Annotated in this window: 1 protein-coding gene; it reads left to right on the top strand. The window is 56.6% G+C overall.

What is annotated here, in order from left to right:
• Nucleotides 1-186 precede the first annotated feature (186 nt).
• The coding region (gene opgC, locus SB765_RS29735; protein ID WP_410932509.1) for an OpgC domain-containing protein at nt 187-272 on the top strand (86 nt) is incomplete at its 3' end.

Raw genomic sequence — 272 nt, 5'->3', positions numbered from 1 at the left:
AATGAAGTCGAGGCTGCGTGATATCCCCAAGGCCTGCCCGACATCGGGCAGGCTTTACATTCAGTAATAACCCGCTTTTGCAATCACTTACAAATCCCGCCACCCTGCGCCCGCCCGACGTGCGGCGTACGACAACACGCGCGTTCGCCTGTCTTCATTAAACCTATTGTTCAAGAGCCAGCCGCCATGCTGAACGGACGCGACCCGCGCATCGATTTTTTTCGGGGCCTGGCGTTGATCTTCATTTTCTGGGATCACGTCCCCCACAACCC

This window comes from Pseudomonas sp. SIMBA_067 (genome assembly GCF_046534675.1).
Taxonomy (GTDB): domain Bacteria; phylum Pseudomonadota; class Gammaproteobacteria; order Pseudomonadales; family Pseudomonadaceae; genus Aquipseudomonas; species Aquipseudomonas putida.
The sequence above is the reverse complement of the archived record's forward strand: the minus strand, read 5'-3'. Positions and strand labels throughout refer to the sequence as shown.